Origin of the sequence: Halobacterium sp. KA-6 (assembly GCF_021029015.1) — an archaeon.
Classification (GTDB): Archaea; Halobacteriota; Halobacteria; order Halobacteriales; family Halobacteriaceae; genus Halobacterium.
In genome coordinates this window covers 1-1101 of sequence record NZ_JAJJZH010000042.1, presented here as the reverse complement: position 1 = coordinate 1101, position 1101 = coordinate 1, and the positions used below count along the sequence as shown (strand labels likewise).

Annotated in this window: 1 protein-coding gene; it reads left to right on the top strand. The window is 56.2% G+C overall.

The features are described from left to right. A partial coding sequence (locus tag LPA46_RS18700) for a TraM recognition domain-containing protein (RefSeq protein WP_230893816.1) occupies nucleotides 1-1101 on the top strand: 1101 nt, incomplete at both ends.

Sequence of the window (1101 nt, the reverse complement as noted above, 5' to 3'; positions counted from 1 at the left end):
CCGGCTCTGGCAAATCATCGACTCTCGTTGCGGCGCTTCTCGCAAATCACGCAGCAACCGATGGCGCTGATATCTTCATCGACCCCAAAGGCGACGGGATGGCCGACGACTATCTCAAGGCTCATTATGCGAAATACGGCTCTCTCGACGATGTCTATTATTTCGATTGCACAGAGACACTCCCCGCACTGTCGTTTTTCGACATTCGTGATCAACTGGATGCAGGTATCGACCGCACGACCGCCGTCGAGGACGTCGTCGACCACTATATCGATATCCTGATCGGTATCATGGGTCGTGACAGATTCGAACAGGCGGTTCGGTCACCCGACATCATTCGCTACGTGCTCAAAGCGATGTTTGATCCGATCCACGGCTCGAACGCGTTTAGCCATCGTGAGTTCCAGACGGCCGTCGCCAGATTACACGAAACACGCGACCCACCACCAGTCGTTGATGAAGACCTCCAGGCGATGCTCGCTGGTGTCGCTGCTAACTCCAAGCGCTCGTTCGACGAGCTCATGCAAGGGGTTGCAAACCGCATCGAGAAGATTCCAATCGATGCCCGACTTGCACAGGTATTCAATCATACTCCAGACGATGATAGCGACGATCCGGAATTCGACCTTCGGAGGCTCATCGATGAAGACGCAGTCATTATTATCGAGACAGGGGGCCTCAGGCCGGCTTCACAGCGCGTCATCACGCTCGTCCTTCTGTCGGCGTTGTGGACCGCCCTTCGACGCCGGACCCAGCAGGGCGACGACGAGACAGACCACCCACTCGTGAATCTGTATCTCGAAGAAGCTGCGCAGTTATCGACATCATCGCTCTTGTCAGATCTCCTTGCCCAGTCTCGTTCGTTCGGCCTCTCGATTACCTTGGCGATGCAGTTTCCTGCACAACTCAAAGAGGCCAATCCAGAGGCCTATCGTGAAGTCCTCAATAACGTCTCGACGATTATCACGGGGAACGTCGCAGTCGACCCCGAGTTCAGCCGGCGATTTACAACAGCCGACCGTCCCGCAACGGAAGTACAAAATCGACTCCGCGCGCTTCGCCGTGGCCAGTGGCTCGCGACGCTCCCGGCAGAGTTTGGAC